Consider the following 3903-nt stretch of genomic DNA (forward strand, 5'->3'; position numbering starts at 1 on the left):
AACCCAGCGTAGTTGCTTAATCAAAAGTGAAAGCTCAGTGTTTTTCCAACGCCCGACAACACCAAAACCCATCACGATCGCTAAAATGGACATCAGCGGTGCAAAAACGGCGTTAAAGTAAGGAGGCCCAATTGATAGTTTGCCTGCGCCGATAAAATCTAATACTAATGGATAGAGTGTACCCATCATAACTGTGACCCATGCAACGACCAGTAATAGATTGTTTACCAGCAAAAAGGTTTCCCTAGATAGCATGCTAAATTGAGCTTTGCTGCGAACCTCGGGAACCTTGAGCGCATAAAGTGTTAGAGAGCAAACCATTGTGATGCCGAGCAAGCCAAGAACGAATTGACCGCGAGCAGGGTCCGATGCAAACGCATGAACAGATGTTAGCACCCCAGAGCGAACAAGAAAGGTCCCGAGTAAACTGAGCGAAAATGCAAAGATCGCGAGTAATACAGTCCAGCTCTTAAATACTCCGCGTTTTTCGGTTACAGCCAGGGAGTGTATTAAAGCGGTACCCACGAGCCATGGCATAAAGGAAGCGTTTTCTACTGGGTCCCAGAACCACCAGCCACCCCAGCCAAGTTCATAATATGCCCACCAGCTACCCAGGGAAATACCTAAGGTGAGGAACGCCCAGGCTACTGTAGTCCAGGGGCGTGACCATCTAGCCCAAGCTGAATCTAGTTGACCGCTCATCAATGCGGCAATCGCAAAGGCAAACACAACCGAAAAACCGACATAGCCCATATAGAGCATTGGCGGATGAACGATCAGTCCAAAGTCTTGAAGTAGAGGGTTTAGATCAGCGCCCTCTGCTGGAAACTCCGGTAAGTAACGGTCGAAAGGGTTTGACGTCAAAATAATGAAGGATAAAAAACCGATACTTATCATCCCCATTACCGATAACACTCTTGCGAGAATATCTGAAGGCAGTTGCTTGGAAAATAACACAACAGCCGCAATCCAGCCGGAAAGAATCAATGCCCAAAGTAATAAAGACCCTTCATGACCACCCCAAATTGCACTTATCTTATATTGCAGTGGTAACAGTGTATTGGAGTGGTTGGCTACGTACTGAACACTAAAGTTATCTTGGACAAACGCAATACCCAGGCAAGTGAAGCTGAGTACCATAAAAACGAACTGCCCCCAGGCTATTGGACGGGCTAGATAGACGCACAATGCATTATTGCGAGCAGCTCCCCATAGTGGAACGACAGCCAATAAAACGCTTAGTGAAAAAGCGATGACTAGTGCAAGATGCCCTATTTCTGGTGTAAACATCTACGGCTGTCCTTCTTCGACGGGTTTAGTATGAATGCCTTTTGGCGCGGTGCCACCAGACTTTTCTAAAGCGTCAGCAACTTCGGGCGGCATATAGTTCTCATCGTGCTTGGCTAGAACTTCATCGGCTATAAGAACATTGTTCTCATCGAGCCGGCCAAGCGCTACAATCCCCTGTCCTTCTCTAAAGAGGTCTGGCAGTATTCCTGTATAAGAAACCTCTACGTTTTCTTTATAATCGGTTAGCGCGAAGGTGGTGGCCAAACTATTTTCGCTACGTTTAACGCTTCCCTCTACAACCATGCCTCCAGCACGAATACGAGCGCCCTTTGGGGCCTCTCCTTGTGCGATTTGTGTTGGGTTATAAAATAGATTTATATTTTCCGTCAAAGCGTACATGGCCAGACCAATCACGGTCCCAAACCCAACGAGAAGAAAAATAATAAGTGTAAGGCGTTGTTTGCGCTTAGGGTGCATCAATTATTTCCACCTGAAATCAATACTGAAAGATTAGTAAAATAGTTAGCAAATCGTCTGCTAAGGCTCAGTCTGTGCGGTTTGTTTATTCTTGAGTTCCGTGCGTCGATATCTCTGAGAAAGCTCGCGAAGAATAGACTTTCGTTGCATTAGCGGTTGAACATAGGCGATAAGGAATACTAGCAAGCCTATACCGTAACATAGCCACACGTATAAACCATGCCCACCCATATTTAAAAACTCAGAAAAGCTGTCAAAACTCACTGACGCCTCCTAACAAGTAAAACCATTTTTGTTGAACTAAACATGTCGCTAGCGAACTCCGGACTGCTTTACGATGTCCTGAACCCATCTGGTTTTTCGCTCTCGAAGCAATATTTGGTTCTGCATTCTGATAATAACAAGTGCCGCGAAAAAGCAGTAAATACCGATGACCATCACTAATAAGGGTATCCACATTTCTGGCACCATTGCTGGTTTCTCGGTTAATTTAAAGGTTGCTGGTTGATGCAGGGTATTCCACCACTCAACAGAGTATTTAATAATCGGGATGTTCACGACGCCAACAAGCACAGTAATGGCAGATGCCCTTGCAGCCATATTTGCATCTTCAATAGCGGTTTGAATCGAGATCACACCAAAGTATAGAAACAGCAAAATAAGCATGGCGGTGAGCCGTGCATCCCATACCCACCATGTACCCCAGGTTGGCTTGCCCCAAACCGCACCAGTGAATAAAGCTAAAAAGGTAAATGCCGCACCAATTGGTGCAGCGGAAGAAATAAATATATCAGCAATTTTCATGCGCCAAACAAGAGATACTAGAGCAGCTGAAGCCATCATCATGTAGCAAGATTGAGCGAGAATCGCGCTTGGCACATGCAGGTAAATAATTCGGAAGCTGTTTCCTTGCTGATAATCAGGTGGAGCAAAAGCCAGGCCCCATGTAACCCCTGCTGTTATTAAGCCAAGTGCTGCAATCAGAAACCAGGGATAGTACTGTTTCGAAATATCATAGAACCACTTCGGCGAACCAAGCTTGTGAAAAAATGTCCATTTCATGGAGTTACTTCTTAACTAGCATAGATTGATTAAAATACTCGAGCTTCATTAGTTTGAAACACTCATCCGTAGTGCGGCAGCAGACGCAAAGGGCGAAAGTGTAACCGCTAGCACCAGCATGATACCGATAATTGCGAGGTGCCCGCCAACTGGTAAACCGTCAATACTGGCCTGTACCGTACCGGTACCAAATATTAGCACTGGTATAGTCAGTGGTAAGACTAATAGAGAAACCAGCACACCACCAGAGCGCAAGCTTACCGTCAATGCAGCACCAATGCCACCAATTAAGGTGATAACAGGAGTCCCCATGATCAAGGTCAATAAGAGTATTGGCAGGTGTTGAGGGTCAAGATGCAACATGACAGCGAGTAACGGCGACATGACCACAAGCGGCAGAGCAATTAGCAACCAATGAACAAAGGCTTTAACTAGCAGCAGCAGATATAAAGGGTGTGAGCTTAGTACAAGCTGCTCGAGTGAACCGTCGTCGTAGTCGGCCTGGAACAGGCGATCCAAGGAAAGCATTGTAGAAAGTAAGGCAGCAACCCAAACTAAACCAACAGATGCCGTGCCTAGAAAGTCGGGTGAAGGGTCTACGCCTAAGGGAAATAACACAATAATAATAGCGAAAAAAACTAGTGGGTTTGCCAGTTCCTGCTTGTGCCTAAATGCGGTAAGAAACTCTTTAGTTAAAATAGCTTTGGCGACGGGCCACAAACCGGTACTGGAGTTCATGCTCATATTACACTTCCTTTAATGGGAAGTATTTCAAGTCCGGGTAAAGAAAGCTGATGATGTGTTGTAAGAATGATTGTGACACCGCTAATTGCTTTTTCTAACAACAAATTTTCAAACTGGGCAACGCCTTGCTTATCGATGGCAGTAAAGATCTCATCAAGAATCCAGATCTTTGCCTCAGAGAGATATAATTGCGCCAGAGTTACGCGACGCTGCTGACCTGCTGACATATTGCGGCATAGAACATGTTCATACCCTTCTAAGCCGACTGAGCTGAGCGCGCTCCATAGCTGTTGTTCTACAACTGTTTGTCGCAAGCCAAGTAGATAACGC

General features: G+C 45.6%; 6 protein-coding genes. All 6 read right to left on the reverse strand.

Translation table 11 applies throughout. The features are described 5' to 3' along the window. On the reverse strand, window positions 1-1290 hold a 1290-nt coding region (locus tag A3756_RS17175; RefSeq protein WP_156490557.1), incomplete at its 3' end, for a heme lyase CcmF/NrfE family subunit. Further along, window positions 1291-1767 carry a cytochrome c maturation protein CcmE gene (gene ccmE / locus A3756_RS17180; RefSeq protein WP_068510737.1) on the reverse strand — a complete coding sequence of 159 codons (477 nt, stop codon included), beginning with the start codon at window positions 1765-1767 and terminating at the stop codon, window positions 1291-1293. 60 nt (window positions 1768-1827) lie between these two features. Beyond that, window positions 1828-2031 carry a heme exporter protein CcmD gene (gene ccmD / locus A3756_RS17185; protein ID WP_068510734.1) on the reverse strand — a complete coding sequence of 68 codons (204 nt, stop codon included), beginning with the start codon at window positions 2029-2031 and terminating at the stop codon, window positions 1828-1830. A gap of 48 nt (window positions 2032-2079) precedes the next feature. Next, complete coding sequence (locus tag A3756_RS17190) at window positions 2080-2829, reverse strand: heme ABC transporter permease (RefSeq protein ID WP_068510731.1); 750 nt, start codon at window positions 2827-2829, stop codon at window positions 2080-2082. 48 nt (window positions 2830-2877) lie between these two features. Then, window positions 2878-3573 carry a heme exporter protein CcmB gene (gene ccmB, locus A3756_RS17195; RefSeq protein ID WP_068510728.1) on the reverse strand — a complete coding sequence of 232 codons (696 nt, stop codon included), beginning with the start codon at window positions 3571-3573 and terminating at the stop codon, window positions 2878-2880. Continuing rightward, window positions 3570-3903, reverse strand: a 334-nt coding sequence (locus tag A3756_RS17200) for an ATP-binding cassette domain-containing protein (protein WP_156490558.1), incomplete at its 5' end; no start/stop codon positions are given. The genes A3756_RS17200 and ccmB, both read right to left, overlap by 4 nt.

The sequence above is a fragment of the Oleiphilus sp. HI0086 genome (assembly GCF_001635225.1).

Coding starts and splice junctions, on each gene's coding strand:
- ccmE (WP_068510737.1), bottom strand. CDS start 1,767: ATGCACCCTAAGCGCAAACAACGCCTTACACTTATTATTTTTCTTCTC.
- A3756_RS17190 (WP_068510731.1), bottom strand. CDS start 2,829: ATGAAATGGACATTTTTTCACAAGCTTGGTTCGCCGAAGTGGTTCTAT.
- ccmB (WP_068510728.1), bottom strand. CDS start 3,573: ATGAGCATGAACTCCAGTACCGGTTTGTGGCCCGTCGCCAAAGCTATT.